This window comes from Blautia sp. DFI.1.216, from assembly GCF_020594215.1.
Taxonomy (GTDB): domain Bacteria; phylum Bacillota; class Clostridia; order Lachnospirales; family Lachnospiraceae; genus Blautia_A; species Blautia_A wexlerae.
Window position 1 is genome coordinate 1 of record NZ_JAJDML010000213.1, and the last position, 294, is coordinate 294.

General features: G+C 50.3%; 1 protein-coding gene. It reads right to left on the bottom strand.

What is annotated here, in order from left to right:
• On the bottom strand, positions 1 to 294 hold a 294-nt coding region (locus tag LJE11_RS20975; protein ID WP_227296443.1), incomplete at both ends, for a recombinase family protein.

Here is a 294-nt window from a genome sequence, read left to right on the forward strand (position 1 = left end):
GCTTGTTCTGCACAATGTCAAAGCTCATGCGGTCAATCAGCGGTTCATGCTGTCCTTCCACTACAATCCAGTCCTCCGGCTTCTTTTCCCCAATCGTGCCGATTTTGAAACGGTAGTCCTTTTTCTGGGAAGCAATCGCCCCAGTGTAAACGGGATTCATCAAAAGGTCTTTGATAACGGAAAAGTCCCACATATACCGCCCGTTTTCCGGGTCTTTCTTTTCCCATTTGGTGCGGGTATTGCGAAGCCCCCGTTCCCGGTTCCACCATGTGGGGCAGGGGATTTTTTCTTCCT